Below are 26,904 nucleotides of genomic sequence, written 5' to 3' on the forward strand. Positions count from 1 at the left end.
TTTTTACCCTGTGATCATTTTACCATTATTCCAGTAATTGTTTCGGTCTTTTTTAGGACATTTTTATAACAAAAAAACCAGCCGTATGCGTTACGACTGGTTTTTGGTCATTTTATACAATGGTTTTGACAAATAGTCGTGCTGTTTCTGCACTTGATCCTGGGTTTTGTCCAGTAATGATTTGTCCATCAACAACAGCGAATGGCGCAAAAGCTTCTCCTTTTTCAAACACCGCTCCTTGCTCACGAAGCTTTGTTTCCAATAAAAATGGAACCTTTGATGTCAGCTGAACGGCATCCTCTTCCTCGTTCGTGAACCCTGTTATTTTTTTTCCCTCAATAAATGATTTTCCATCACGATCCTTCACATCAACAAAGGCTGAAACACCGTGGCAAACGGCTCCGACTGCACCATTTTTTTCTGAAATCGCTAAGATCGCATCAGCTACCAGCTGATTGGATGCAAAGTCGATCATTGGGCCATGTCCTCCCGCAAAGAAGATCCCATCATAATCAGCTGGGTTCACATCTGTTAGCGCCTTTGTGTCTTGAAGTAATTCAAATACATCCTGATATTGCGCTGGAACACCTTCAGGAATTGAATTTTTATCTATCGGTACAGTTCCACCTTGAATGGAGACAATTTGTACGTCTAGTTCATTTTCTTTAAAGATGTGAAATGGCTCCGCCAATTCTTCTAACCATAAGCCTGTTGGGTGTCCGTTCATTTCCGGGCTGCTTGTCGATACTAATAAAACTTTCTTACTCAACTTGATCATCCTTTCGATTCATCATGTGGTTATTTTATATTTTGCACAATTAAATATCAAGCAATTCGACTTCGATGCAACTCTTTATGTGATACCCGATTTTCTAAAAAATATGCCATCACTTCAAATCTCATCACTATGTCACATTCTGTTGGTAGGGAATTTCATGTAAAATTGCCATTGAGTGATATAATATGAGGAAAGATTGACAGACCTCTCGTGCTGGAGGGAACTTTTAAAGGAGTGGAAAAGAGATGAAAACCTATTCGATTGTGATGATCATCATCACGCTCTGTATCATATTGGCCGTCTTCTTGATGAACCTAACAGGGGTCATGTACGGAAAAATCATTTTGGCTGTTGCCGTAGCTCTTTGTCTGACATCCATTATCCGTTTGATGGGTCTTCGAAAAAGATAAAGCCGCCCTTATCAGAGCGGCTCAGCTTGTTGACAAAGGGCTAAAATGATCTTTATTTTAGCCCTTTGTCTTCTTTTCAGCGTGATAGAAAACCTTTGAAGTCTACGTGTACCGGAGCAGAGCGAATTTGAGATTCGTGAGCACCTGCACGCAGGACTGACACCGAATGCGAAGGTTTGTCTACACGCTGAAAGCCGTCCTTATCGGGGCGGCTTTATTTAAGATTAAATCGCCAGCATAAGCGCAATTAATGCGAGCAAGGCTGGTACTCCTTGTTTGATGATAATGGATTTATTGGATGTTACACCGCCAAATACCGCTGCGATGATCACACAAAGAATGAAAAATAGCTGAATCATATATCCAACGGTATTCGATCCGAGAATGAGCCCCCAAATGAGCCCTGCAGCTAGAAACCCGTTATAAAGTCCTTGATTGGCAAACATCACCTTCACATTTGGATCTTTTTGTAAGTGTTCAGGGAGCCGGAAAGATCTCTTAGCCATCTTTGATTCCATAAAAAACATTTCTAGTAACATGATGACAATGTGTTCTATCGCGACAATTCCTACTAAAATCATTGCTAAAATATTCAATTTAGTTAATTCCTTTCTGATAGACGATCACGAATCTCTATTTTGTCCGTGTATAAATCAAAGTCTTGTATTAATTCTAGCGCTTCAGTAAACCGACTTTGTGGAATGTCTTTCATTTTCCTTACACCGAATTCCCTTTTAATAAAAGCCATGATGGTATTGATATGAAGCTTGCCATGGCCATCATACTCCAAATGGCTGCAAAAAGTCTGCATCGTCCCTCGAATCACCTTTAATTGCTTGGCAGTGACACAACTCATTGGTAACGCTCATCCTTTCCTGTTTTTTAACAGCTAAAAAGAACCGTGAATGAAAGAAAACCTTCCAGTCTCTATTATATAATGGTTTCATTCGGATATCAAAATAAAAAAGAACAAACATTCGATCAAAAAACGATCATGTGATAAAAATCCTTATCTCAACACATCAAAAAGCCGGATTCAATGGTAGAATCCGGCTTTCTGTTTAGTTACTTTTAGAAATTAATACCTTTCCAACAGAACGATCCTTACTTTGTCCAATGACTTTAAAGGATAGACCATATGTCGGCACATCGCGTCCTGCATCTGGGTTATTTGGATTCACATAATTCTTTTGATCACTAAATGTACGAGTCGGACGAATATAGCGATCTTCCAAGGTTAAGCCTGTTGTCGCTGTATAATCAATATTCAGCTTCGTACTTGGATTCAAAGAGAATGCTGCATCATGTACTTGGAAACCTGTCGCCGCGATGGAGCCGTCACTCCATTTCAATACTTGCTGATCCGCATCTACGACACCAAGGAAGCCGTTCCCTGGATGCTTTCCTACCCAGTTATCACTATACGATTGATCGACATACCACACGACCAAACCGTTATTATAGCTCATCAGACTTGCTCCACGTTTGATAGACTTTAAGCCTTTATCGACATCAGCATAAGAGCGCCACTCTAGTAAATAGTATTGCGCTGCATATTGTTTTCCATTAGACTGCGAGAAACCATTGAAGGTGAAAGTGGACGTTCCCTCGGCATCATCTGACCACACTTTCGTTCCATTTGCTGTTACGTTCAGATCATCTACGAACAAGCCTGGTAGCGAATAGCCTGCATCGGTTGTGTATCGGAATTGCAGATCGATTTTCTTCCCTGCATAAGCAGAAAGATCAAAGGCTGCATCTACCCAGCCGTCTGATTTTCCGTCGATGCCATTACCTTCGTTAGCACCTGCTTCATTTCGGTCATTTGTTATGTTACCAGCAATGGTTTTCCATTGCTCGGTTCCAGTTTCACGAACTTCTACATATGCATAATCATAATCTTCTTCGATATCGTACCATGCTTTAAACGTAAGCTCTGCTTTGCTTCCCTTCGACAAATCAATACCTGTTGTCGTCATGGTTGCATTCAAATTGTCACCCGTCCCGCTGAAGTACGCGTATTTCCCCTCGGCAGGCTTTGTGACCACAATCTCTTTATCTGGTAAATCTACGCGAACCGCATCATGGTTGGTTCCTTTTGTTGCTGCTTCATCAATTAATACTGTTTTGCTTTTCTTTAATGTTTTACCATCAATGGTTTGTCCTGAAAGCCAGTTGCCGCCATGCAGGTTTTGAAGCATTTCTTTTGCATATGGACTAAAGCCTGTTGGTTCCGTACCAGGTACTTTACCTGCCCAGCTCCCACTTGACATGATAGACCAGTAAGAAACGGGCTCTCCTTTACCTGTGTATTGTGTATCATACTCATCAGGAAGACCAAGATCATGCCCGAATTCATGTGTGAAAACGCCTGCTGCACCATCTTCAGGCTCAATGGTGTAATCTAATGCTCCTAATTTTCCGCCTTGACCCGCTTCAGATTCAGTATTCGGAATTTCAAATACATCACCAAGTGACCAGCGGTGAGACCAAATGGCGTCAGAGCCGAGCTGTCCGCCGCCTGCCTCTTCACCTACGCCAGCGTGAACGACCATGAGATGATCAATGATGCCGTCTGGCTCGTTATAAACGCCGTCTCCATCAACATCATAGCGGTCCCATTGATCATATTCACCGAGGTCAATATTCGGATCTTTTGCTGCTGCTTCAAGGGCTTCTTTCACCAATTCACGCGGTCTGCCATCACTGCCTTCATCGTCAGGGACATTCCCGCCGTAATAAGCTGCTTCATGCTTGGCTGTATACCAGCCAGCAACTGTTCCACTGACCGTGTAACTGCCGCCGGACTGCTTTTCATAATATTGCTTCATGGATACTTTTCGTTTTCCATCTGGACCGATGTAGCCATTTTTTCCGAAAAGCATATCTTGATAGTGCTGTTGATCGTACTTGTCATAGTACATATCAGTCTCTTCTTTTTTAATACTATTATGCTTATAATCTTTAAAATCTACTAATAAAACCAGTACTTTATCATTGCGAACGTCGCCTTTATACTTTTCTTTTTTGACAGGTTTTACTTGGCTGCCTTCTTTTCCTTTATGCTTCTTTAACTTTTTCTTTTGGGCTAGTTTGTTATGTACTTCTTGTTTGTATTCTTTCAGGAATTCAGGCTCTTCTGTTAAGGTGCTTGCGCTTTGTTTCATCGCAGCTTCTTCTTTTTTCTTTAGATAGTTCTTTAATGCCTTTTGGGTTTCTGCCTCATTGGCATTGTTTTTGATTTTCCCTTGTTTTTTCAAGGCTTTGATGAGGCGGTCTTCATTCACGACACTTGCGTCGAATGGAATACCCGAATAATGACCACCGTCTGAGGATGTTGATTTTTCTGAGGTGTGGGCAGATAGAGGTGTGCTGAAAGCTGTCAATGTGCCTAAACTGAGGACAGCTGTTAGTGCTATGCTCGTCCATTTCCCTTTTTTCATATTGGTTCCTCCCTAATTTGGTAATAAATAATATCTAATTCTAGCATATTCCAATATACTTAAGTCGAAAAACATTTTATTTTCAGAAACTTTGTGGAAAATGCACAATACGGGAATGAAACGGGCGGAACCATGTGTCGAAAATAAAAGAACCCTAGGCAATAAACGCCTAGGGTGATTGTTGTTTTCTATGAAAGCTGCTCGCCTTGAAAGGCAACAACATCAAGTGGAGCGGCTAAGAATCCTTTTGCCTTCGCTACGAAAGCTTGGAAATGTGCACTTGCATTATGGCTCTGAACTGCTGCTTCATCTTTCCACACTTCTACCATTAAAAAGGCATTTTCCTTTTCTGTATCCTTGAACAGCTTGTAGGATACATTGCCTTCTTCCGCTTGCGAAGCTTTCATTAATGCATTAATTTCTTCTAGAAATTCGTTTTCTTTTTCTGGATGAATGGTCATCCCTGCATGAGTAATAATCATATAATCGTCTCCTTTTGAAATGATATTATTTCCACTCTGTAATACGATCAATCGGTAAGCGGTAAGATGCATAGCCTTCGTCAGCAGCTTTCCCAATTGATAGCAGCATCACTGGTACATAACGTTCTTTATCCCAGCCAAATGTTTCAGCGATGACTTCTTTATCATATCCGCCAATTGGGTTTGTATCATAGCCGTGTGCACGTGCAGCAAGCATAAGCTGCATAGACACAATTCCACCGTCAATTAAGATGGTTTCGCGATTGACTTGCTCTGGAAGAGCGTCAAAATGTGCAGTTAATGCAGCAATTTGTCTTTCTTTCACTTCTTGCGGCATGTAGCCGTTCTCTACTGCTTTTGAATAAATTTCTTCTAAGTATTCATTGTTTTTCATATCTGCAAATACAGCAATGACAGCTGCTGATGTTGACACTTGAGTTTGGTTGAATTTTGCAAGTGGTGCAAGCTTTTCTTTTCCTTCTGGGCTGTCAATAACCATGAAGCGCCAAGGCTGTGCATTCACTGATGATGGTGCAGTTGTTGCTTCTTCTAAAATCTCTGTCATTTCTTCTTTGCTGATTTTTACAGCTGGGTCATAGTTACGAATCGAGCGGCGCCCTTTCATAATGTCCATAAAATCGTTTGTTTTTAATGCTGTAGCCATGTGTAACACTCCTTTAGGTTGTTTGAATCTTTTCGATGTTTTGTTGTATACGGATGAGCACATCAGTGAGAAGCTTTCGTTCTTCATCACTTACGTTTTCAAGCATTTCTGAGATAAATCGTTCTTTTTCTTTTTTAGAAGCTTCGATTCTTGTTCTGCCTTCCTCTGTCAGACGGACAAGTGTGACTCGATTATCTTCCGGCTTTCTTCTGCGCGTGACCATCCCTTTTGTTTCTAACTGTTTTAAGTGACGCGTCACAGCCGCACTATCAATATTTACTTTTTTCTGTAAATCTGATTGGCTGATTTCATCGGCTTGAAATAACAGTGATAGCAACTCCAGTCTTGATTGGCTGATGCCCGTGCATGCTTCGAACTTCACGCCCATCATACGGTTCACACACTGCAAACGATATAATATCTCTGCTTCTTCAGAGCAAAATGCTGTCAATGCCATCCCCTCTTTTCTATTCAGATCAATTAGTTGATATATCAATCATTGACTCATCAACTAATATACACCCATTGTTTGATGATTGCAAGAGGTTTGTTTCATAAAGTGAAATTTTTTTCAATAGAAAAAGACGAGCTGTACGCCCGCCTTATGTTCCTGTTGTCGATGTTGGTCCTGCATAGTGACTAATGATTCCAATGATGATCAAGACAGCAAAAATGAAGAGAATCAGTTTGAGCATCTCATGGATTATCCCCTCCCACCTTTCTAACTAAAATTGACATAAAAAAAGACAAAAGCGATCAATCAATCACTTTTGTCCTTTATCTTTATTCTGTAATTACGGTGTGAATTAAAGTTGGTGCATCGGCATGATCAGCAATGCGGATGTTGTCGTAAATTTTCTCCATCACATTCGCAACATCTTCACGATTCGCATGCAGCGTCACGAGAGACTCGCCTTTTTCTACACGATCGCCCACTTTTTTGTTCAGCATGATGCCGACAGATAAATCGATATCATCTTCTTTTGTTGCACGTCCTGCTCCAAGAATCATCGCTGCAACACCGATTTCGTCTGCGACGATTTCAGCAACCACACCTGATTCTTTTGCAGGAACTTCGATTTGGTAAGGTGCTTGCGGCAGTTTTTCCGGCTGATCTACAATCGAGCCGTCTCCACCTTGATTTTCTAAGAATTCCTTGAATTTATCAAGTGCTTTGCCGTTTTTCATGACTTCAATTAGCTTTTCTCTTGCTTCATCAAGTGTCTCTGCTTTTTTCGCAAGAACAACCATTTGACTTCCTAATGTGAGCACAAGCTCGTTTAAGTCTTCAGGACCTTCGCCTCGGAGTGTATCAATCGCTTCTTTCACCTCAAGGGAATTTCCAATTGCTAAGCCTAACGGCTGAGACATGTCAGAAATAACAGCCATCGTTTGTCTGCCAACGTTGTTTCCGATACGAACCATTGCTTTTGCCAGCTTCTCAGAGTCTTCAGGTGTTTTCATGAAGGCACCTGCACCTGTTTTCACGTCTAGTACGATTGCATCTGCACCAGCAGCAATTTTCTTACTCATAATGGAGCTTGCAATGAGCGGAATGGAGTTAACGGTTCCTGTCACATCACGAAGAGCATACAGCTTTTTATCAGCTGGTGTGAGGTTGCCTGATTGCCCAATGACTGCTACTTTATGACGGTTCACCAGCTCGATGAACTCGTCTTTTGTAATTTCTACGTGGAAGCCTTTCACAGCTTCAAGCTTGTCCACTGTACCGCCTGTATGCCCAAGGCCGCGCCCTGACATTTTCGCAACAGGTACATCAAGTGCTGCCACAAGAGGAGCGAGTACAAGAGTTGTTGTATCGCCTACGCCGCCTGTTGAGTGCTTATCTACTTTAATGCCGTCAATGGCAGACAGGTCAATCGTATCACCTGAGTTCGCCATAGCGAGTGTTAAGTCTGCACGTTCTTGATCCGTCATATCTTGGAAGAAAATCGCCATAGCCAAGGCACTTGCTTGGTAGTCAGGAATTGTTCCGTCCGTATATCCTTTGACAAAGAAAGAAATTTCCTCTGAAGATAATTCTTTTCCGTCACGTTTTTTCGCAATGATATCTACCATTCTCATTGTTCTCACCATTCCTTTTTTAAATTAGTAAATCAAACCGACAACGCCTGCAGTTAAGAAGCTGACGAGTGTTGCACCGAATAACAGTTTTAATCCAAAGCGTGCGACAACGTTTCCTTGTTTTTCGTTTAAGCCTTTGACTGCTCCAGCAATGATACCGATAGAGGAGAAGTTCGCAAATGATACAAGGAATACAGAGATGATGGCTTCTGTACGTGCAGTAAAATGTAGACCGTCGCCAGACAGCGCCAGCATCGCCACAAATTCGTTGGACACCATTTTGGTTGCCATAATACTTCCTGCTTGTACCGCTTCGCTCCAAGGTACACCGACTAGGAAAGCAAATGGAGCAAAAACATATCCAAGTACATCTTGGAAAGAAACGCCAATGACCGCTGTGAAAATTCCATTAATCATCGCAATTAACGCAACGAATCCAATCAGCATCGCAGCTACAACAATGGCTACTTTGAAACCATCCATGATATATTCGCCAAGCATTTCAAAGAAGGATTGTTTTTCTTCTTCTACAACTTCGAGCATGTCTTCGTCCTTAGACACTTCATATGGATTGATGATAGACGCGATAATAAATCCACCAAATAGGTTCAGCACAAGTGCTGTCACAACGTACTCTGGTTTAATCATTTGCATGTACGCACCGACAATGGACATCGATACAGTCGACATCGCAGAAGCACACAATGTATAAAGACGCTGCTGAGGTAATAATCCGAGCTGTTTCTTAATGGAAATAAAGACTTCTGATTGACCTAAAATCGCAGATGCTACTGCGTTGTAGGATTCTAGTTTCCCCATTCCATTCACTTTACTAAGCAAATACCCGATTCCGCGTACGATAAGCGGGAGAATACGCCAATGCTGCAGGATACCGATCAAGGCAGAAATAAAGACAATCGGCAGCAAGACGTTAATGAAGAAAGTTGACGCATTATCATTCATTAACCCGCCAAATACGAAGTTGATTCCTTCACCGGCATAGCCTAGAAGCATTTGGAATCCCTTTGCAAATCCTCCGACTAGGAAATTTCCTACACCTGTATTGAGCAGAATATAACCTAAAATAAATTGCAGTACAATCATGACAATGACTGGACGGAATTTCACTCGTTTTTTCCCGTTACTAGCCAGCCATGCAATGGCGAGAATCACCAGCAAACCGATGATACCAATCACGTATTTCATGTTTTTCCTCCTCGAATGAATTCGTTTACATTAATGCGCTTGTATGGAATAAACCCTATTTCGCAAACAAATCGCGGAAGAAATTCCCATAAATGAGATCCTTCCGCATATGACTTTTTCATCATTTAATGCATCATGATTGTTATCCTACCATAGGACCGTATGAATTAATAGTCTTTCGAAGGAGCTGATTGATCCCCTTTAATAATGGAAACGCCTGCACTGGCACCAATGCGGGTAGCACCTGCAGCTGTCATAGCCTCAACATCTTCTTTTGTTCTCACGCCGCCTGATGCTTTCACACCGATATCAGGTCCGACTGTTTTACGCATCAATGCGATGTCCTCAACGGTTGCACCGCCTGTACTAAATCCAGTCGATGTTTTCACAAAATCAGCGCCAGCTTTCACAGAAAGCTCACAAGCTCGTACTTTCTCTTCATCTGTGAGTAAACACGCTTCAATGATGACTTTCACAAGTGCCTTACCTTTCGCTGCGTCTACAACCGCACGGATATCTTGTTCAACCACATCATATGCGCCTTCTTTCAGTGCCGCAATATTGATGACCATGTCCACTTCTGTTGCTCCGTTTTCAATCGCATCCTTTGTTTCGAATGCTTTGACCGCCGTTGTACTTGCGCCTAACGGGAAACCGATGACTGTACATACATCAACGCCTGTTCCTGCTAGTTCTTTCGCTGCAAGTGACACCCATGTTGGATTGACACAAACGGATGCAAATTGATGAGTTTTTGCTTCTTCAAGTAACTGCAAAATCGCAGCTTTAGTTGTATCTGGTTTTAGTGCTGTATGATCAATGAGCTTTGCTATCGTCATGCTTCACACTTCCTTTTAATTATGATACTTTCATCATAAATGACTATTGAACAATTGTAAATATAGTTATGAAATTTTGTTCATCTATTTTGTGACATTTAAAAGAGCTCTTGCTGTGTGCTGATCAATGATCAATACGTTCGCATATTTTCCTCTAAGTGCTCCGTGGATAGAGGCAACCTTTCGATGGCCGCCAGCGACAAGAATAGACCGTTCTTTTGTCCTTAAATCATCAAGCTCCACACCGATTGTCCGATTGTTAATCGCTTCACTGCAAATGCGCCCTTCTTGATCATAAAAGCGTGAACAAATATCTCCAACGCTAGATGCCTTAAGCAGCGCTTTTTCTTCTTCACGGAAATAACCAAGCCTAAACAAAAGTGCTTCATCCCTTACCGTCCCAACAGTAAACACAGCGATATTCGCCTGTTTGCCCATTTCAATGATCCGCTGAATATGTCTGTCCTGTTCGACCATCTCTTTAACAGCTGCACTATCAAACACAACAGGAAGCGGCAAATAGCGTGGTGCTGTTTGAAAGGCCTCCGCAAACAGCTGGATGGTTTCCGCAGAATATGTATTGACATGTGAGTGGCTGATTCCGCCCTTCAGCTGGACAACCTCTACACCTTTTACCTGTTTAGGTTGCATGTTTTGTGCAATTTGATACATCGTGGTTCCCCAGCTCACCCCTACGATATCACCGTCTTTCACCGTGTCTTGCAAGTAATCTGCACCAAATTGGCTCAGGTAATCGGTGATGGTCGGATAGTCGTCCTTTGGCGAAAACACTACATGAGCTTCGAGCAGATCATATTTTTCCTTAAGCAATGAAGACAGCTCGTTTAAATCCTCAAACGGGTCCATCACCGTGATTTGGACGTACCCTTTTTCCTTCGCATATTGAAGCAGCCGAGACACAGTCGGTCTAGACAGATCAAGCTGTTTGGCGATTTCCTGCTGACTGTAATCAGATAAATAATAGAGCCTTGCCGCTTCAATACTTAGTTGCTGTTTCTCACGATCCATTCGTACGCCTCCTTTTTTTCTTCTATCATAACAAATTGTTCAACTGATCATGCACAAATGTTCATTTGAAGAAAATCGTATAGGCGGCACGGAAGGTCTCATTCTTCTCTAAAGTTTGAATGCCGAATTTCTCCTTGTACTGCCCATTCGTCCCTTCCATATCGGCGATGCCATACCAAGGCTCAATACAAACAAAAGGAGCCATCGTTCTCTTTTCCTGATCATAAGGAGACCAAATGCCAACGAATTGAAAACCACTGAGGTCGATCTCAACCCCATGACCTGCCTGGGAAAACAATGACACTCGATTGATATGACTAAAGATCATCGCATCATGCTGGAAAAGCTCTGCCTGGAGCTGAATCGGCTCAAGCTGAACTCCTTTCCTCTTCTCTCTTACAAGTGAATCCTGAAGTTCATATTGGACTGGATCATGTTCGGTGGAAGGTGTCAATGTCAGTGAATAATCTGCTGTTTGCTCCCCTTCAACAAGCGGGACATGAAATGCTGGGTGCCCACCAATAGAGAAATACATCGTGTCATCTCCGTCATGATCAATTTCCCAGGAAATCGTCAGCCCATTTTCCGACAGTTCATAACGAATGCGGGCTGTAAATTCATAAGGATATTGCTCAACGTGGCGGCCATTTGTTTGATATTGAAAAGCTACTTTATCTTTCGCTTCTTCAAATAGATCAAAATCGACATCACGAAGAAATCCATGCTGCGAGAGTTCATACGTTTGATCGCCTATCTTGTATTGATCATCCTTTAATCGTCCAACAATCGGAAATAAGACGGGTGAGACCCTGCCCCAATAAGCCGGATCACCAGACCACATATAGTGACGTCCACTTTCCTTGTGAAGCACCTCTCTGACTTCGGCACCCCTCTTATTGATCTGAATCAATAGCTGATCATTTTCAATCGTTCTCATTCAACACATCCCCCTTTCATTCTTCTTTTATTATGACAGGGATTTTGGTTTTGAGTATTCCCAACCCATCCATTCTTCTTCAAATAAAAAAATTTTTTTAAAAAAGACAGAAATTCGCCAACAAAATGTGATGCTGATTCGTCTAATCTTATATAAAATAAAAGAATCGTTGTTCTTTTGGAGTAAACAACAAATAAGAAGCGTTCGACATTGATGGGGGATTCATTTTCATGAACAGCAAGGAAAACCGTTTACGTTACATATTAGGATTAGATGGGCTGAGGGCTGTTGCCGTATTGGCGGTCATTGCTTATCACTTACATATCGGACCCGCAAGCGGCGGGTTTCTTGGCGTTGATTTGTTTTTTGTGATTTCTGGTTACTTGATTACGACGATCTTGCTGCATAAGCAGGATTTGGGCTATCAAGAGCTTTTGCCATTTTGGATGGGCCGGATCAGAAGGCTTCTTCCAGCTGCCTACATCATGATTTTTTTAACTGTCAGCTGGTGCGCCATTGCTGGTTCAAACGCATTATTGTCCATTCGTGGCGATGCCTTATCATCCTTTTTTTATGTGAGTAACTGGTGGTACATTTTTCATCAGCTTTCTTACTTTGACAGCTTCAATGCTGTATCTCCACTGAAAAATTTATGGTCTTTGGCAATAGAAGAGCAATTTTATATTATTTGGCCGGTGCTGTTGATTGCTGGACTGAAATGGATGAAAAATAGAGCCCACCTCCCCATGATCACCTTTGGCCTTGCACTCGTCTCCGCCTTATGGATGGCGATTCTCTATTCGCCAGATACTGACCCAAGCAGGGTTTATTATGGAACAGACACTCGTGCATTTGCGCTCCTGATTGGGTGCAGTCTCGCATTTGTTTGGCCGATGCAAAGACTGTCTAGCAGAAAATTACTTCCTGTTGGCAGACGTATTTTACATATCACTGGATTTGGTTCGTTTGCGATTTTCCTTCTATGTGTTTATGCAGTGGACGAATTTGACAGCTTTCTCTACCAGGGCGGTATGTTTTTATTCTGTCTTAATGCAGCAATCTTAATTGCATGCATATGCCACCCTGCAAGTCTCGTGGGGAAATGGCTGTCCTTTAAACCCCTCGTCTGGCTTGGGAAGCGGTCTTATGGCATTTACCTGTGGCATTATCCCATCATTGTGCTGACCACACCGGTTATTGAAATTGGACAGCCTTCCATGGGGCGTGTCACATTGCAGCTCATGGCAATTCTACTGATTGCAGAGGCTTCCTATCGCTGGATCGAACAGCCCATTCGACAGCTTGGATTCAGACAATATTTTGCCTCTTGGTCTATTTGGAAAAAAGGAATCAAACAATGGTCTATGTCCAATAAAGTGTTCCTTGGGATTACCGCAGCTCTCTTGATTTTGTTTACAATTGGCATGTCTAGCTCGTCTCATACATCCCCACATGCCAAGGAAGTGACACAAATTAAGACGGCACCAAAAAAAGCAGGAGACCCTGACCCTTCGGAATCAAAAGCAAAGAAAAAGAAAGAAAAACACGAAAAAAAAGCAGGAGATCACAAACAATTTCATCAAATTCTCGCCATTGGTGATTCCGTCATGTTAGATATTGCTCCTAATCTCGAAAAGGTATATGAACAAATCACCATTGATGCGAAGGTTGGCAGACAAATGAACGAAGCCATCAGTATCGCCCCTCAATATGCTTCATTGAATCATGCTGATTCCGCCATTATTATTGAGCTTGGGACAAATGGTTATTTTACTGAGGGCACTTTGACATCATTCATTCAGCATTTTTCAAAAGCACACATTTTCCTTGTGAACACGAGAGTTCCAAGGTCTTGGGAAAATGATGTGAATGCAGTGATCCAGCGAGTGGCCGATCAACATCGCAATGTGACCTTGGTCGATTGGCATTCGGCCGCTACAGGACAGCCAGCCTATTTTCAGCCAGATGGTGTCCATCTTTCAACAAAAGGATCTGACACATTGACACAGCTCATTACAGCAAGCATCAAGAAAAAAGGAGATGTGTCGTCATCATCATAAAAAGACTAGCATGGCGCTAGTCTTCTTTTATGCCGTCAAAAGGCTGGCTCTAATCGCTAACGCCCGCTCTTCCTTTGTTTTTTGATCAACCAAAGCGAAATCACCGTTTGCATATTTTAGTGAAAATAATTCTTCAATATGAAAAACGCCTGGCTGAAATCGTCTGTTCAACAAGTGCAGGGCCGTGGCACAAGCGACTTGAGCTGTTGCCTGAGACTCATCGTGTCCTTTAATTCCAAGCGTTGAATGATGAACCCTTTCCCCATTCATTCCTGTCACATCCACTTTGACAACATATTGATCTGTCCCCATTTGAGAGGATTGAATCAACGAGATGGCTCGTTCCTTGATCTTCGGTAAGGTGAGAAATGACGTCATTCCAAGACTCCTCATAAAAGCCAATGCGCGCGTTGCCACGCGGGAATCAAAACAAAGCCTTGTCGTTACAGAAGGCACGCGAAGCGTTGAAGGCAATGTCTGCTGATCAGAAAAGGGGAATCGATAGGCATACCGCTTTCCAAATTTCCCGCCAAAGTCTACCCGTTTCCCTCCAGTAAAACTTTTGACTCTTTTCCGCTGACGATGCTCGGTGAGCTCATAGTCAGAATGGACATGATCAATGGTCCATTCAATGGCGGCTCTTCCATGCTGATCGCCCACCCCAAGCATAATGCTAATATCCATTTGATCCACTGAAGCGAGCTTAGATGCCGCTTTCGCTGCTAATAAATTCGTAAGGCCAGGCGCAAGCCCTACACTGAGCAAAGCAGTTGCACCCATGTGCTGCTGATCCAGCTTTGCCATCTGCTCCATATATACCCCCTTTGCCGAAATATCGAGATAATCGATCCCTGACCGCAAACAGGCGTCAGCAAATGACGTGTCGTCTTGATCAAGACACATGATCACCAGCTTCGTTTCATCCATCCAGTCCGAATTTAACGGCTTTTTGACATCTATTTGATAAGGACGAACCCGCCCTTTTGTCTTGCGTGAAAATTGTTCAGCCTTCACATAGCTTCGACCTGCCGCAAAAACTTGCCCAGGGTACACTTCACTCAACTGAAGACATATTTGCTGTCCGACATGTCCATAGCCGCCAATCACCATCACCTGTGATCTCATCTCTCATCCGCCTCTCTACGACCTCGTTTGCAAACAAGTCCTTTGATCATTCCTGCCTGAAAATAAGGTCTGATGTCTTCAAATCCCGCTTTGATTAAATGTCCCCTCATCTCTTTCTCAGACACAGGGTGCGTCGTGTCTCCCAGCCTTTCTTTAAAGGAAGTAAACACTTCTTTTTCCAGGCCTTGACGCTGCATGAATAGGGAAAGCATATGAAGCTCCTGCTGAAATGAGTGAGACTTCATATTTCCTTGAATAAAAGCCATCACAAGCGGTGCCCCTGGTTGAAGCCGGAGGGCAATCTCCTGTAAAAATGGCAGCCGATCTTTTACAAAATGAATCACAAGCATACTCACCGCTGCATCGTACACAGTTTCAGCCGACACCTTGTCTAATGCGGTCTCATGCCAAGTGACGCGTTCCTCCATATGAAGCTGTGCAACCCGCCGTTTGGCCATATCAAGCATGGATGGAGACGGATCAACCCCTGTGATTTGCCAGTCTTCTTTTCTTTGGAGCATGTTGATGATCTCTTCGCCGCCACCCGCTCCGACAGTCAGAATGCGAGAGGCTGCTCCCGTTAATTCGGTTTCTAATACATCTACTGACAGCTCATGCAAGAGATGATAGCCAGGTGCTTTATGTGCAATCGTTGCTGCGTATGATTCAGCAACGGGATCGTACCAATGCTGATTTCCTTTCATGTGCTTCTCCCCCAGTTCCTTTCCGCTTTACATGGTTTCCTGTACACTAATGGTATGACATCTTTATTGTAAAAAGAGACATCAGAAAAAACGATCCCTAAAAGTAGGGATTTTTGAGGAGGAGATCAAGTGACCAATCCAGCCACTCATTTTCAGCAGCTGAGACAACACATTCGGGATGAGCTTGCCACCGTCCTTGATTTTGATGCCGCCTGCATCACAACCATTGATCCAGCCACCCTCCTCTCAACAGGTTCCTTCACAGATGAACCGATTGAAGAAATTCATGACCAGCTGTTTCAAAATGAATTTTTAAAAAAGGACGTGCACCAGCATGATTCTCTAGCCAAAGGACCTGTACATGCTGCGAGCCTGGTCCAGAGCGGAGAATATCACAATAGCGAGCGCTATCAGCACATCTTGACCCCTAAAGGATGGGCAGATGAATTACGGGCAGCCCTTGTGATCCAAGGAGAATGCTGGGGAATCGCCAGCCTCTATCGTAAAAAGGGAAAGGAACCTTTTCATGAACAAGACATACAAGCGGTCATCCATCAAACACCAGCACTCGCAGCCAAACTGAGAGATGAGCTTTTCAAAAAAAGAGACACTGAAGCTGATGACGCGGCGAATCAGCAAGGATTCATCATTCTTTCTCATGATCACACCCTTCTTTATGGAAATGAGACAGGGCTTCATTGGCTTCATACCTTCCAAACCTTTGAGCAAATCCATGACCGTGCCGTCATGCCCCGTCCGTTTAGAGCATTAAGCGCTAAGCTTGTATACGGCGGCAGCGCACAAACAGCAGCCAGCATGACGAGAATGCCTACGGGGCTTTTTCTCTCTCTTCAGGCATTTCGATTAGAGCAGGCAGCCGGGCAGGCAGAAGCCGTCATGATTCATATCAAGCGAGCCCAAACGAGTGATATTCTTCCTTATGCAGCGAAAACGTATCGGCTGACAGAAAGAGAGATGAACGTCCTTGACTGTTTATTAAAGGGCCTGTCTACAAAGGAAATCGCCAGTACGTTATTTATTTCAACCCATACCGTCCATGATCATGTGAAGGCGATGCTGCAAAAAACGAATTTGAGCAGCAGACGTATGCTTGTTTACTTTTTCTCAAACATATAAAAAAAGCGGCTACCTCATGGGTAGACCGCTCTTTCCTTATTTTCTTAGGACTAGCTCATGCAGCACATGTGCCACTCCGGCTTCATTATTGGATTTTGTCACAACATCCGCTACTGCTTTGACGTCATCAATGGCATTTCCCATGGCAACGCCACAGCCTGCAAACTCCAGCATCGATACGTCGTTTCCGTTGTCACCAATAGCCATCACTTCTTCACGAGAAATATCCAGCTCATGAGCTAGAAGCTTCACGGCATTTCCTTTGCTCACATCAGGGTGCAGGATTTCAAGGAAGAAATCCGTGCTTTTCACCATCATGTACTTGTCCTTCACTTCAGACGGGATGGCTTGTATCGTCTTTTCTAAACGTTCTGGCTGATCGATATACATCATTTTCGGAAGTCTCATTGACTGATCTGCCTCTTCGACAGGTACATATTTAAGTGGTAATTTTGTTAAGTAGGATTCTAGCACTGTGTACTCGCTAATATCGCGATTTGGTGTGTACAAATGAGCTGAATCGAAATAATGCATCGGCGTGTCGAGCTGACGGCTCAGTTCATATAAAGAAGTCAAATCATCATAGGATAAAGTCAGTTCTGACACCACTTCATTTGTATGGCTGTTTTGTACAAGAGCCCCATTGTAGGCAATCACATAATCTCCCTCTTGATCGAGCTGAAGCTCTGCTAAATAGCGGTTCACCCCGCCAATTGGCCGGCCTGTACATAAAACAATTTTAACTCCTTCTGCCTTCGCCTGTTGAATGGCTTCGAAAACCTCATCTGGCACCATATGTTGATCATTTAATAACGTACCATCCATATCAATTGCGACTAATTTATACATTCACTGCTCCCCTTTTCTCAGCAAAAACGTGCTGTCACTATTTTGAGCAATCATCTACATGATCACTTATCATTCCATTACTATTTACCTATTTTAGCCTATCGTTTTTTTCTCACTCTGTCTACTTGTTCTCCCCTGTAACAAAAATCACTTTATCCTACTCTATTATATCGCATTCTATTCAACCTGATTTAAATAGAGCTTACTCCCCTTTTCAAATGAATGAAATGAAACAAATGTTCACCATTGAATATGTTGAAACTAGCAAGTCTAATGTATGATGGATAGCAAAGAAAGGAGGTGCAGGGAATGATTACGTTTACGAGAGGGAAATTGTCAAAAATGTCTGGTGTACATATTGAAACCATTCGTTTTTACGAAAATGAGGGTGTGCTCCCCGAGCCTAAGAGAGCGCATAACGGCTATCGTTTATATGATAAAAAATATGTACTCATGCTATCCTTTATCACCGAAGCGAGAAAGCTAGATTTCTCACTCAAAGAAATTCGTGAAATTATCACGTCACTATTTGAAAAACAGTCAAAAACAGAAGCTGAACAGCTGCTCGAACAAAAAGTCGAAGATATACAACACTCCATTCAAGAGTTAAAAAAGAGGAAGGCTGCCATTCAATTGTTAACGAAACAAACATTAGCCAACATCAGCTAATTGTAAGGACTGCCAAAGATGTGCCGGTGTTTGTCACTGGCACCACTCTCCGCCCAGGTCCCAAGTGCACGCGCAATTTAAACATCAGTTATACTAGAGACAGCTTTACTTGATATCAAACGAGTGGAAGGGGTTTTGAGTAGAATGAATATTGCAACCATCGGCACAGGTGTGATTGTGGAAGGCTTCCTGCAGGCAATTGAACAGCTGGAAGGTGCCTCTTGTCACGCTGTCTATTCAAGAAAGGCAGCAACGGCAAAGAAACTCGCAGATCAATTTGGTGTGCAAACCACTTATACAGATTTAACCGCTATGCTAGAAGATCCACACATAGAGGCTGTTTATATCGCATCACCGAATCGTTTACATAGCGAGCATGCCACGGCTGCATTGAAAAACGGAAAACATGTGATTTGCGAAAAGCCTTTCACCTCTAATGTGAAAGAGCTGGAAGCCTTAATCGCTCTCGCAAAGGAAAAGCAGCTCCTCCTATTTGAAGCCATTACGACCGTTCATATGCCAAACTATCATTTAATCAAAAAGCACCTTCATCAATTAGACAGAATCAAACTGGTCCAATGCAACTATAGTCAATATTCAAGTAAATATAATCAGCTGCTAGCCGGTGAAACGCCGAATGTCTTTAACCCAGCATTCTCTGGAGGAGCCTTGATGGATATTAATATCTATAATGTCCATTTCATCATGAATCTTTTTGGATCACCGGAGCAGGTTCGCTATCAGGCCAACCGCCACCCTAACGGCATTGACACATCTGGTGTTTTGACGTTCAATTACAATGATTTCATTGCGACAAGTGTTGGCAGTAAGGATACAAGCAGCATGAACTTCGCATTGATTCAAGGAGAAAAAGGATTCATACATGTGAAAAATGGGGCCAATGGCTGTGAGGAAGTGCTGCTGCATGTTGATGACAGGGTCATCTCACTCAATGCACAAACGAATCCAAACCGCCTGTTTTATGAAGCAGAAGCTTTCCAGCACATTATTGAAACAGAAAATCATGAACAGTGCTATGCATGGCTTGAAGAAAGTCTCTCTGTCATGAAAGTCCTTGAAGCCGCAAGAAAAGATGCAGGTATTGTTTTCCCGGCAGATCATGCTTAAGCGAAAAACCGCCTTCTACCGAGAGGGCGGTTTTTAAGCTTAAATACTCTTTGAATACGCCACAAGACGCTGAGACATGTGATTCACTTCATCGACTGAAGCATTTACTTGCTCTGTTAAAGCAGCCTGTGTTTGCGTAAGAGCTGTCATATTCGAGATGTTTTCAAGAATTTCATCAATCTGTGTTTTCATTTCAGTTAAACTAGATTCAATATTTTCTGTTGCATTGGCACTATGCAGCGCCAGCTTACGCACTTCATCTGCGACGACTGAGAATCCACGTCCTTGCTCACCAGCTCTAGCTGCTTCGATCGCAGCATTCAAACCAAGTAGGTTCGTTTGGTTCGCCACTTCTTTGATCAAGTCAGAAATGTTTTTCGTCTCATCTGCACTGTTTTTCGCTAGATTTGCGGCAGACGTTGACTGCTCTTGAGCTACAGCAAGCTCCTGCGCTTGGTTTGTAACAGAGCTAATGCCCGATACCATCTCACTAATAGAACTTGAAAGCTGTTCTACTTGAGAAGCCATTTCATTGGCTGTTTTCTCTTTATTTTTTTCTAAAGTGATATCACGAATGGTTCCTGCAACACGAAGAGGTACACCTTTCTCATCACGAATGGTTTCACCACCCGCATGATACCAGCGGTACTCGCCATTTTTACTCTGCAATCTATAATCAATGTCAAATGGCGTGCGCCCAGAGTGGTCATTTAAATGATCAGCAAAGGCTTGCAGGGCCATTTCTTGATCCTCAGGATGCAAACGATCGCTCCAGCTGCTCAAAACGTTCGGGAAATCTTTTTCATCTGTGAAGCCAAGCGTTTTTCTAAATTGTGGAGACCACCAGAATTCGTTGTTTGGATTGACTGGATCTCCTGCCTCTACGACCATGTCCCAAGGAGCTTCCACAAGCGCACGGTTGATCAGGTCATATCTTGTCACGAATGCTTGCAGCTCTTCTTCTTTCAATTTTTGATCATGAATATCAAAAAGAGCCCCCGCCACACGAAGAGGTACACCATTTCGATCACGAATAGTCGTTCCTGTTGCTTTGAACCAGCGATAATCTCCGTTTTTCAACTTTAAGCGATATTCGATATCATATGGCGTACGACCAGAATGATCCAATAAATGCGTAGAGAACCCATTCAAGGTGTATTCTTGTTCATCTGGATGAATTCGAGATGCCCAGCTGTCTAAGACATTCGGAAAATCGTGCTCATTTTGAAAGCCAAGCATTTTCCGGAAATCATCCGTCCATGTGAATTCATTTTTAGGATTCACTGGATCTCCTGCTACGACCGTCATATCCCATAAACCAACTTGAATAGCTTTTGTCACTAAATTCATACGCATATGAATATTTTCATGCGCTTCCTGCATCTTTTGCAAAGCTTCATTTATTTGAGCCACTGCTTCTATCGTTTGACTAGAAGAGAACGCAGCAGTATCTAGTCTCGCTGAAAAATCTCCCTTCTCGATTTGTTCTATTAATTGACTGCTTTCACTTAGAAGGATACCCGACGATGAATCATTTGCTTTTCTCATAAACATCTTCAATAACTCCTTTCAGCTCTTTCATACATTTTTGAAATATTTTACAGTTATAAACAATTCTTTATTAGGTCTTTAGTAATACAAATGATATATCGACAAAAACAGACAATTGTTTATGTCATCAATAAGGCAGATGTTCATTTTTTCACTAGGTTTCATATTTTGGTTTTGGATTAAGGAAGGAATTTATGGAGATAAGTAGCTAAATTGATAGAATAAACCGTCTATTTTGTCTGAAAAATCTCTTTTTTTATATTGACACTGGCGTCTTGAAAAAAGAAAATGGAACATAAGCATTTTTAAAAAAGGAGAACGACATGAGCGCGAATCAGGAACAACAAGAATTAAAAAAGCTTTTATCGCCGCGTCACATTCGCATGATTGCGTTGGGCGGGGTCATTGGTACAGGAATCTTTAAAGGAAGTGCCGATACAATCGGTTTAGCAGGTCCTGGAGTCATCTTTTCCTATGTATTTGCCGGATTGCTACTTCTTATTGTCATGGCAGCCTTGGCTGAAATGGCCATAGTCTATCCGGGAAATAACCTTCGCGACCTTATACAGATTGCGCTTGGTCAACGTTTTTCATTTGTAGTCGGCTGGGTTTACTGTTTTATGTGGCTCACTGTGTGTGTCATCGAGATCATTGCAGCAGGCAGCCTGCTCCAATATTGGATGCCGAACGTGCCGTTATGGTCACTATGTTTACTTTGCTCGCTTTTAGTCATCGGAATTAACTTAAATAATGTAAAATATTTTGGTGAAATTGAGTTTTGGTTCGCTGGAATGAAGATTTTCGTTATTATTGTCTTTATTATTCTCGGTGCAGCATTATTATTTGGGATCATTCCGAACGAACAAAGCACACCTGCTCTCACCAATTATCAAAACTTTATCCCGAACGGATGGGGTGCGATCTTTGCATCATTATTAGTGGTTATTTTCTCTTATGGGGGCTCTGAATTGATCGGGCTGACCATTACAGAAACAAAGGATGCGGAGAAGGTCTTACCTGGTGTTGTCAAAAGTATGATGTGGCGTATTATTTTATTTTACACATTGCCAATTTTGATTATCTGTGGTCTCATTCCTTGGAATCAAATCGATCCAAATAACAGTCCTTTTGTCCAAGTCTTCTCTGCTGCTGGTATGCAAGGCGCCTCTCACTTCATTAATTTCGTATTGATTACAGCCGTTCTATCTGCGGCCAATTCTGGCATTTATGGGACGACGAGAATGATTCATTCTCTATCTAAATCAGACGGCGGTCCGAAAAAGCTGGCACAGGTCAATAAAAGAGGCGTACCTATTTTAAGTTTATGGGTAACCGTTCTGTTTCTTCTCATCGGAACATTCTTTGCTTACTTATATCCAGAGCAAATTTTCAGTTATATGCTGGCTATTCCTGGATTTGCTGTTTCACTCATTTGGATTAGCATTTGCATGGCACATCTGAAACTTCGCCCGAAATATCCACAGGAGCCGTATTTCAAGGTGTGGCTGTTTCCGTATTTGACGTTATTTGCAGGTCTTGTACTAAGTGTGAGTTTTGTTATGTTCCTATTCAGACAAGAAAACTTGCCTAGCTCGATTATTAGCATCGGTTTCTTAGTCGCTGCCATTATTGCTTCATTTTTAATGAAAAAGAAGGCTTAAACGCTAAAACCCGCCATAGAGGCGGGTTTTTTTCATGAGCTGCTGTCTTCTGTCACTTCAAAATCAAGCGACGCTTTTGGGACACCGTTGATGATAATCGATAAAGTATGGGTTCCCGCATAATGCTTTCTCGTCGTCATATTTTGAAAAGACTGGGACCTGACGAATTCTCTACGTATCGCTGAGCCTGTTTCAAATTCTGTGATTTTAAATACCTTTTGATTGCGGGTACCCCGAGCTTTAACGTAATCAATGGCATACTCTACGCGCAGCTTTAGTGGCTTATCAGCCTGAAGAGTAAAATGAAAGGCCATTTTTTCTCCAATTCGAATAGAATGTTGCGCTACCTTTAAATCTGTTACTTGAATGGACGGATCGTCTCCATAGCCAAACATGGCCATAATATCTGGATCGCCTTTTTTTAGTAATGTACGGGATGCATGTTTGACAATCCAGTTCGTATGTTCATTGGTTCCATACCAGCCTTTGACCGTTTGCTTCATCAGATCAGGCTGAATTGCGGAAATATCATTTAAATGATTCGCTACACTTTTTTGCACATACCTCGCCGGATCCGATTTCAAGTTTTCCAAAATAGGCCGTGTAACCGAAGGATTCTTTTTAAGCGCAGGAACAGATACCCCCCATGGCAAACGTGGTCTGCATCCTTCACTAGCCAGCCGGCGGATATGCTCATTTTGATCCTGTGACCACACCAGCATCTGCGCCAGCATGTTGTCTTGATCTTGAATCAGAAATGGCCGAACAGCAAATTCAGAAGTGGAAAAAGGTGTAAAGAATTCGAGCGCCTTAATCGAGATATCCCAATGTGCCAGACCGTACGTCTCGACGTAGTCTGGAAATACGAGCGCACTAAGTCCTGAAAAATGCGGTGCTGCCTGACGCAGCACTTCAATTGCCTGCTCATAATCCTCAGGCAGACAGGCATGCATCGATTCAGTGACTCTTCTCATCCGTCCTTTTAGCTCGAGCTGCTGCCAACCCTCTTGAAACACGAGCCGCTGGAATTCAACAGCATCAAATACAGTCGACTCTTGTGCTAGTTTCTCCGCTAATTCTTGAATAAATAATTCATGATATACATGTTTTAATGGTTCGATCGTATCCGCCTCCCACATCTCAATATCATTATTTTACCCCAATCCGTAAAAAGTGGCATCGCAACAAGCTAAAAACAGCCCAATTCCGGAGAACTAGGCTGTTGCGTTCGCTATATAAACATATTAATGATCATAATAAATGCAATGGCACTAACGGAAATAATCGTCTCCATAGCAGTCCATGTCAAAAACGTCTCTTTAATGGTCATACCAAAATACTCTTTAATCAGCCAAAAACCCGAGTCATTGACATGAGACAAAATCAACGAACCCGCTCCTGTTGCTAACACAAGAAGCTCTCTGCTCACATCCGGCATGGATGCAGCAATTGGGGCTACAATACCAGCTGCTGTCATCATGGATACCGTAGCAGATCCTGTTGCCACACGAATGACCGCAGCAATCAGCCAGCTAAGCAAAATCGGTGAGATTGGCGAGTGTTTCGCTAAATCAGCAATATAATCACCAACACCCGAATCGATGAGCACATTATTGAAGGCCCCGCCTGCTCCAATGACAAGCAGAATGGAAGCGATCGGTCCTAAGCACTCATTACTAAAGGAAAGCACCCGGTCACGGCTCATCCCTTGCATAAAGCCGAGGCTGAAGAAAGAATACACCGTTGCAATCAGCAGGGCTGTAATTGGATCTCCGATATACTTGAACACCTGAAACCAAATACTTTCCTCTGGCAAAATAATATCCGCCAGTGTGGCAAGCAGCATGAGAATCACCGGCACCAAAATGGTAAACATCGTATTCGCAAAGCCAGGAAGCTTTCGATCTTCATTTCGTTCAGTGAATTGTTTTCTAAGCATCTCTGGAACTGGCTTATGTATCCGTTTGCCAATCCACTTTCCATATAGCGGTCCAGCAATGATAGCTGTCGGCAAACCGACAATAATGGAAAAGAAGATGGTTTTCCCCACGTTGGCATGATAGATGCCCACAGCTGCCATTGCAGCTGGATGAGGCGGCACAAGACCATGCACAACAGACAATCCAGCGATTAACGATATCCCAATCGTCACGAGCGATATGCCTGTTTCAATCGCAATGGTAAAAAGTAAAGGAATGAGAAGAACGAATCCGACCTGGAAAAACACAGGTATCCCCACGATAAAGGCAACGAACATCATCGCCCAATGCACATTCTTCGTCCCAAAACGGCCGATTAATGTTTGAGCAATCCGCTCAGCTCCCCCTGATTCAGCCATCATTTTCCCAAGCATGGTTCCAAGCGCAAGAACAATCGCCAGCAATGATAAAGTATTTCCTAATCCCGTTTTAATCGATTGAATGATTTCCTGCAAATCCATCCCTGTGGCAAAGCCGACAAGCATAGAGGTAATAATTAAACTCACAAACGGATTTAACTTAGCGACTGTAATGAGAATGAGTAAAAGGACAATCGCCGCAATCACGATGAATAAAAGCATGTTCTCCCACCTTTTCCCTGATGTTTAACGATTTTGTTTTAATTGCAGCGCACTAATGACATCAAATTCATCCTTTAATTTGTCATAGAGGCGCTCATATAAATAAAACAGCTCTATGTATGTCTCATTGTTCTTCATATTTGGTTCATGACGGGCAGATATCCGAATCCACTCTTGAACCTCTTCCATCTCTTCCATTTGACCTAAACTATGAAGTGCGAGGACAGCCGCCCCAAGTGCCGAGGCCTCATAACTTTCTGGAACAAGTACTTCTCTGCCCATCGTATCCGCTAAAATTTGCCGCCATAGCGGAGATCTGGCAAAACCACCCGAAGCCCGGACATCCTTTGCTGAACCAGTTAAATCTCTTAATGCAACACCGATCGAGAAAACACTCATAATGACGCCTTCTAACACGGCTCTAATAAAATGCTCCCGCTTATGCTGAAGGCCAATACCAAAAAAAGTGCCTCTCGCATTTGGATTCCAATAAGGTGCACGTTCACCTGTTAAAAATGGTAAAAACAGCAGTCCCTCTGAGCCAGCTGGCACCTTTTCCGCAATATCAATCATGAGATCGTAAGGGTCCACACCAAGGCGCTTTGCAACCTCCACCTCTGAAGAACCAAATTCATCCTTAAGCCATCTCAGCATGATTCCGCCATTATTGGTCGGTCCCCCGACCACCCAATGCTTGTCCGTCAGCGCATAGCAAAACGTTCTTGATTGCTCATCTGTGATTGGCTTATCTACGACTGTACGGACTGCACCGCTTGTCCCAATCGTGACAGCCACCTCTCCTTTACCAATGGCGCCAACACCTAGATTTGCTAGAACACCATCATTCGCACCAACGACAAATGGTGTATCTTCCGCGATCCCCATTCGCAGCGCAATCTCTGGCTGAAGCCCTCTCAGCTGATGCGTCGTTGGGACAAGTTCAGACAGTTGATTTTCCTCAATTCCATCAATGCGCAGTGCCTCCTCGTCCCATTGAAGCGTTTCCAAACAAAACAGTCCTGTTGCTGAAGCGATTGAATAATCGACCACATACTGACCGAAGAAATGATAGAGAATATATTCTTTTATGGAAATAAATTTTGCTGCCTGCTTGAAGACATCAGGCGTCATTTCCTTTATCCATCGTATTTTTGAAAGCGGTGACATTGGATGGATCGGTGTACCGGTTCTTTTATAGATTTGAAAGCCATCCATGTCCGTAATGATTCGTTTCGCTTGTTCTGCACTTCTGTTATCTGCCCAAATGATACTGTTCGTTAAAGACTTGCCATCCTCATCCATCACAATTAAGGAATGCATCGCCGTACTAATCCCGACGCCTATGAGATTCTTTACATCAAATGCTGCTTTCGTCAATGCGCCTCTTACACTCGCAATGACGGCTTCTAATATATGTTCAGGATCCTGCTCAACCCATGCTGGCTGGGGCTGAATGAGATCATAAGGAACCGAATGCTTTGCTATCACTTTCCCCTGTGGTCCAAACAGTACCGCCTTTGTACTAGTTGTGCCAATATCCAAACCAATTACCGCCTGGTTTCCCTTCATCTGTATCACGCCCAATCA

The 26,904-nt window shown here is 42.8% G+C and carries 25 protein-coding genes; 6 read left to right on the plus strand and 19 right to left on the minus strand.

The genetic code is table 11. The features are described 5' to 3' along the window. Positions 1 to 112 precede the first annotated feature (112 nt). A complete protein-coding gene (locus NPA43_RS17765; protein ID WP_099727211.1) occupies positions 113 to 769 on the minus strand; it encodes a type 1 glutamine amidotransferase domain-containing protein in 657 nt (218 codons plus the stop codon). 254 nt (positions 770 to 1,023) lie between these two features. On the opposite strand from NPA43_RS17765, the gene NPA43_RS17770 reads away from it, so the two are divergent. Beyond that, on the plus strand, positions 1,024 to 1,188 hold the full coding sequence (locus NPA43_RS17770) for a hypothetical protein (protein WP_003214630.1): 165 nt from the start codon (positions 1,024 to 1,026) through the stop codon (positions 1,186 to 1,188). Positions 1,189 to 1,412: 224 nt separating this feature from the next. Here the strand turns inward: NPA43_RS17770 and NPA43_RS17775 are convergent, their stop codons facing one another. The 11 genes from NPA43_RS17775 to NPA43_RS17825 form a co-directional block, all read right to left on the minus strand. Next, positions 1,413 to 1,784 carry a DUF1304 domain-containing protein gene (locus NPA43_RS17775; RefSeq protein ID WP_099727212.1) on the minus strand — a complete coding sequence of 124 codons (372 nt, stop codon included), beginning with the start codon at positions 1,782 to 1,784 and terminating at the stop codon, positions 1,413 to 1,415. Between the two features lie 5 nt (positions 1,785 to 1,789). After that, complete coding sequence (locus tag NPA43_RS17780) at positions 1,790 to 2,044, minus strand: ORF6C domain-containing protein (RefSeq protein WP_099727213.1); 255 nt, start codon at positions 2,042 to 2,044, stop codon at positions 1,790 to 1,792. A 205-nt stretch (positions 2,045 to 2,249) separates the two neighbouring features. Then, on the minus strand, positions 2,250 to 4,631 hold the full coding sequence (locus NPA43_RS17785) for an immune inhibitor A domain-containing protein (protein WP_230031643.1): 2,382 nt from the start codon (positions 4,629 to 4,631) through the stop codon (positions 2,250 to 2,252). 188 nt (positions 4,632 to 4,819) lie between these two features. Further along, positions 4,820 to 5,113, minus strand: a complete 294-nt coding sequence (locus NPA43_RS17790; RefSeq protein WP_230031644.1) for a putative quinol monooxygenase — start codon at positions 5,111 to 5,113, stop codon at positions 4,820 to 4,822. A gap of 25 nt (positions 5,114 to 5,138) precedes the next feature. Beyond that, positions 5,139 to 5,777: a nitroreductase family protein gene (locus tag NPA43_RS17795; protein WP_099727216.1), complete on the minus strand. Its 639-nt coding sequence runs from the start codon at positions 5,775 to 5,777 to the stop codon at positions 5,139 to 5,141. 13 nt (positions 5,778 to 5,790) lie between these two features. Continuing rightward, positions 5,791 to 6,234 carry a MarR family winged helix-turn-helix transcriptional regulator gene (locus tag NPA43_RS17800; protein WP_230031660.1) on the minus strand — a complete coding sequence of 148 codons (444 nt, stop codon included), beginning with the start codon at positions 6,232 to 6,234 and terminating at the stop codon, positions 5,791 to 5,793. 326 nt (positions 6,235 to 6,560) lie between these two features. Then, positions 6,561 to 7,862 carry a pyrimidine-nucleoside phosphorylase gene (locus NPA43_RS17805; protein ID WP_099727218.1) on the minus strand — a complete coding sequence of 434 codons (1,302 nt, stop codon included), beginning with the start codon at positions 7,860 to 7,862 and terminating at the stop codon, positions 6,561 to 6,563. Between the two features lie 24 nt (positions 7,863 to 7,886). Further along, complete coding sequence (locus tag NPA43_RS17810) at positions 7,887 to 9,068, minus strand: NupC/NupG family nucleoside CNT transporter (RefSeq protein WP_099727219.1); 1,182 nt, start codon at positions 9,066 to 9,068, stop codon at positions 7,887 to 7,889. A gap of 167 nt (positions 9,069 to 9,235) precedes the next feature. Beyond that, positions 9,236 to 9,907, minus strand: a complete 672-nt coding sequence (deoC, locus tag NPA43_RS17815; RefSeq protein ID WP_256499151.1) for a deoxyribose-phosphate aldolase — start codon at positions 9,905 to 9,907, stop codon at positions 9,236 to 9,238. Positions 9,908 to 9,991: 84 nt separating this feature from the next. Next, entirely contained in the window at positions 9,992 to 10,936 is a 945-nt protein-coding gene (locus NPA43_RS17820) for a DNA-binding transcriptional repressor DeoR (protein ID WP_099727221.1), read from the minus strand. A 61-nt stretch (positions 10,937 to 10,997) separates the two neighbouring features. Further along, positions 10,998 to 11,873 carry an aldose 1-epimerase family protein gene (locus NPA43_RS17825; RefSeq protein ID WP_256499152.1) on the minus strand — a complete coding sequence of 292 codons (876 nt, stop codon included), beginning with the start codon at positions 11,871 to 11,873 and terminating at the stop codon, positions 10,998 to 11,000. Positions 11,874 to 12,103: 230 nt separating this feature from the next. Here NPA43_RS17825 and NPA43_RS17830 point away from each other — a divergent pair, with 230 nt between their 5' ends. Continuing rightward, on the plus strand, positions 12,104 to 13,933 hold the full coding sequence (locus NPA43_RS17830) for an acyltransferase family protein (RefSeq protein ID WP_256499153.1): 1,830 nt from the start codon (positions 12,104 to 12,106) through the stop codon (positions 13,931 to 13,933). A gap of 27 nt (positions 13,934 to 13,960) precedes the next feature. Here NPA43_RS17830 and NPA43_RS17835 read toward each other — a convergent pair whose 3' ends face one another. Continuing rightward, positions 13,961 to 15,058, minus strand: a complete 1,098-nt coding sequence (locus NPA43_RS17835) for a saccharopine dehydrogenase family protein (RefSeq protein WP_256499154.1) — start codon at positions 15,056 to 15,058, stop codon at positions 13,961 to 13,963. Further along, on the minus strand, positions 15,055 to 15,762 hold the full coding sequence (locus NPA43_RS17840) for a class I SAM-dependent methyltransferase (protein WP_099727224.1): 708 nt from the start codon (positions 15,760 to 15,762) through the stop codon (positions 15,055 to 15,057). The genes NPA43_RS17835 and NPA43_RS17840 overlap by 4 nt, the downstream gene beginning before the upstream one ends. A gap of 129 nt (positions 15,763 to 15,891) precedes the next feature. Here NPA43_RS17840 and NPA43_RS17845 point away from each other — a divergent pair, with 129 nt between their 5' ends. Beyond that, entirely contained in the window at positions 15,892 to 16,899 is a 1,008-nt protein-coding gene (locus NPA43_RS17845; protein WP_230031656.1) for a helix-turn-helix transcriptional regulator, read from the plus strand. 36 nt (positions 16,900 to 16,935) lie between these two features. On the opposite strand, the gene yidA is transcribed toward NPA43_RS17845, so the two are convergent. Further along, positions 16,936 to 17,748: a sugar-phosphatase gene (yidA, locus tag NPA43_RS17850; RefSeq protein ID WP_256499155.1), complete on the minus strand. Its 813-nt coding sequence runs from the start codon at positions 17,746 to 17,748 to the stop codon at positions 16,936 to 16,938. A 309-nt stretch (positions 17,749 to 18,057) separates the two neighbouring features. On the opposite strand from yidA, the gene NPA43_RS17855 reads away from it, so the two are divergent. Both NPA43_RS17855 and NPA43_RS17860 read left to right on the plus strand, forming a co-directional pair. Beyond that, entirely contained in the window at positions 18,058 to 18,417 is a 360-nt protein-coding gene (locus NPA43_RS17855) for a MerR family transcriptional regulator (protein ID WP_099727227.1), read from the plus strand. A gap of 144 nt (positions 18,418 to 18,561) precedes the next feature. Beyond that, positions 18,562 to 19,545, plus strand: a complete 984-nt coding sequence (locus NPA43_RS17860) for a Gfo/Idh/MocA family protein (RefSeq protein WP_256499156.1) — start codon at positions 18,562 to 18,564, stop codon at positions 19,543 to 19,545. A 39-nt stretch (positions 19,546 to 19,584) separates the two neighbouring features. On the opposite strand, the gene NPA43_RS17865 is transcribed toward NPA43_RS17860, so the two are convergent. Next, positions 19,585 to 21,099 carry a methyl-accepting chemotaxis protein gene (locus tag NPA43_RS17865; protein WP_099727229.1) on the minus strand — a complete coding sequence of 505 codons (1,515 nt, stop codon included), beginning with the start codon at positions 21,097 to 21,099 and terminating at the stop codon, positions 19,585 to 19,587. Positions 21,100 to 21,419: 320 nt separating this feature from the next. On the opposite strand from NPA43_RS17865, the gene NPA43_RS17870 reads away from it, so the two are divergent. Next, on the plus strand, positions 21,420 to 22,757 hold the full coding sequence (locus tag NPA43_RS17870; protein ID WP_099727230.1) for an amino acid permease: 1,338 nt from the start codon (positions 21,420 to 21,422) through the stop codon (positions 22,755 to 22,757). Between the two features lie 32 nt (positions 22,758 to 22,789). Here the strand turns inward: NPA43_RS17870 and NPA43_RS17875 are convergent, their stop codons facing one another. The 3 genes from NPA43_RS17875 to gntK form a co-directional block, all read right to left on the minus strand. Then, positions 22,790 to 23,896, minus strand: a complete 1,107-nt coding sequence (locus NPA43_RS17875; protein WP_099727231.1) for a DNA alkylation repair protein — start codon at positions 23,894 to 23,896, stop codon at positions 22,790 to 22,792. A 92-nt stretch (positions 23,897 to 23,988) separates the two neighbouring features. Continuing rightward, the gene (locus NPA43_RS17880; protein ID WP_099727232.1) at positions 23,989 to 25,317 is read right to left on the minus strand and encodes a GntP family permease; all 1,329 of its coding nucleotides are present in this window, start codon (positions 25,315 to 25,317) and stop codon (positions 23,989 to 23,991) included. A 24-nt stretch (positions 25,318 to 25,341) separates the two neighbouring features. After that, the gene (gene gntK / locus NPA43_RS17885; protein ID WP_099727233.1) at positions 25,342 to 26,886 is read right to left on the minus strand and encodes a gluconokinase; all 1,545 of its coding nucleotides are present in this window, start codon (positions 26,884 to 26,886) and stop codon (positions 25,342 to 25,344) included. Between the last annotated feature and the right edge of the window lie 18 nt (positions 26,887 to 26,904).

Origin of the sequence: Bacillus pumilus (assembly GCF_024498355.1) — a bacterium.
Taxonomy (GTDB): Bacteria; Bacillota; Bacilli; order Bacillales; family Bacillaceae; genus Bacillus; species Bacillus pumilus_P.

Excerpts from the sequence above, each read along its gene's own strand:
- NPA43_RS17865 (WP_099727229.1), bottom strand. The coding sequence starts at position 21,099 with ATGTTTATGAGAAAAGCAAATGATTCATCGTCGGGTATCCTTCTAAGT.
- NPA43_RS17820 (WP_099727221.1), bottom strand. The coding sequence starts at position 10,936 with ATGGATCGTGAGAAACAGCAACTAAGTATTGAAGCGGCAAGGCTCTAT.
- NPA43_RS17790 (WP_230031644.1), bottom strand. The coding sequence starts at position 5,113 with ATGATTATTACTCATGCAGGGATGACCATTCATCCAGAAAAAGAAAAC.
- NPA43_RS17785 (WP_230031643.1), bottom strand. The coding sequence starts at position 4,631 with ATGAAAAAAGGGAAATGGACGAGCATAGCACTAACAGCTGTCCTCAGT.
- NPA43_RS17780 (WP_099727213.1), bottom strand. The coding sequence starts at position 2,044 with ATGAGTTGTGTCACTGCCAAGCAATTAAAGGTGATTCGAGGGACGATG.
- NPA43_RS17805 (WP_099727218.1), bottom strand. The coding sequence starts at position 7,862 with ATGAGAATGGTAGATATCATTGCGAAAAAACGTGACGGAAAAGAATTA.
- NPA43_RS17835 (WP_256499154.1), bottom strand. The coding sequence starts at position 15,058 with ATGAGATCACAGGTGATGGTGATTGGCGGCTATGGACATGTCGGACAG.
- NPA43_RS17810 (WP_099727219.1), bottom strand. The coding sequence starts at position 9,068 with ATGAAATACGTGATTGGTATCATCGGTTTGCTGGTGATTCTCGCCATT.
- NPA43_RS17875 (WP_099727231.1), bottom strand. The coding sequence starts at position 23,896 with ATGTGGGAGGCGGATACGATCGAACCATTAAAACATGTATATCATGAA.
- NPA43_RS17825 (WP_256499152.1), bottom strand. The coding sequence starts at position 11,873 with ATGAGAACGATTGAAAATGATCAGCTATTGATTCAGATCAATAAGAGG.
- deoC (WP_256499151.1), bottom strand. The coding sequence starts at position 9,907 with ATGACGATAGCAAAGCTCATTGATCATACAGCACTAAAACCAGATACA.
- NPA43_RS17840 (WP_099727224.1), bottom strand. The coding sequence starts at position 15,762 with ATGAAAGGAAATCAGCATTGGTACGATCCCGTTGCTGAATCATACGCA.
- NPA43_RS17860 (WP_256499156.1), top strand. The coding sequence starts at position 18,562 with ATGAATATTGCAACCATCGGCACAGGTGTGATTGTGGAAGGCTTCCTG.
- yidA (WP_256499155.1), bottom strand. The coding sequence starts at position 17,748 with ATGTATAAATTAGTCGCAATTGATATGGATGGTACGTTATTAAATGAT.
- NPA43_RS17800 (WP_230031660.1), bottom strand. The coding sequence starts at position 6,234 with ATGGCATTGACAGCATTTTGCTCTGAAGAAGCAGAGATATTATATCGT.
- NPA43_RS17830 (WP_256499153.1), top strand. The coding sequence starts at position 12,104 with ATGAACAGCAAGGAAAACCGTTTACGTTACATATTAGGATTAGATGGG.
- NPA43_RS17855 (WP_099727227.1), top strand. The coding sequence starts at position 18,058 with ATGATTACGTTTACGAGAGGGAAATTGTCAAAAATGTCTGGTGTACAT.
- gntK (WP_099727233.1), bottom strand. The coding sequence starts at position 26,886 with ATGAAGGGAAACCAGGCGGTAATTGGTTTGGATATTGGCACAACTAGT.
- NPA43_RS17880 (WP_099727232.1), bottom strand. The coding sequence starts at position 25,317 with ATGCTTTTATTCATCGTGATTGCGGCGATTGTCCTTTTACTCATTCTC.
- NPA43_RS17795 (WP_099727216.1), bottom strand. The coding sequence starts at position 5,777 with ATGGCTACAGCATTAAAAACAAACGATTTTATGGACATTATGAAAGGG.
- NPA43_RS17870 (WP_099727230.1), top strand. The coding sequence starts at position 21,420 with ATGAGCGCGAATCAGGAACAACAAGAATTAAAAAAGCTTTTATCGCCG.
- NPA43_RS17770 (WP_003214630.1), top strand. The coding sequence starts at position 1,024 with ATGAAAACCTATTCGATTGTGATGATCATCATCACGCTCTGTATCATA.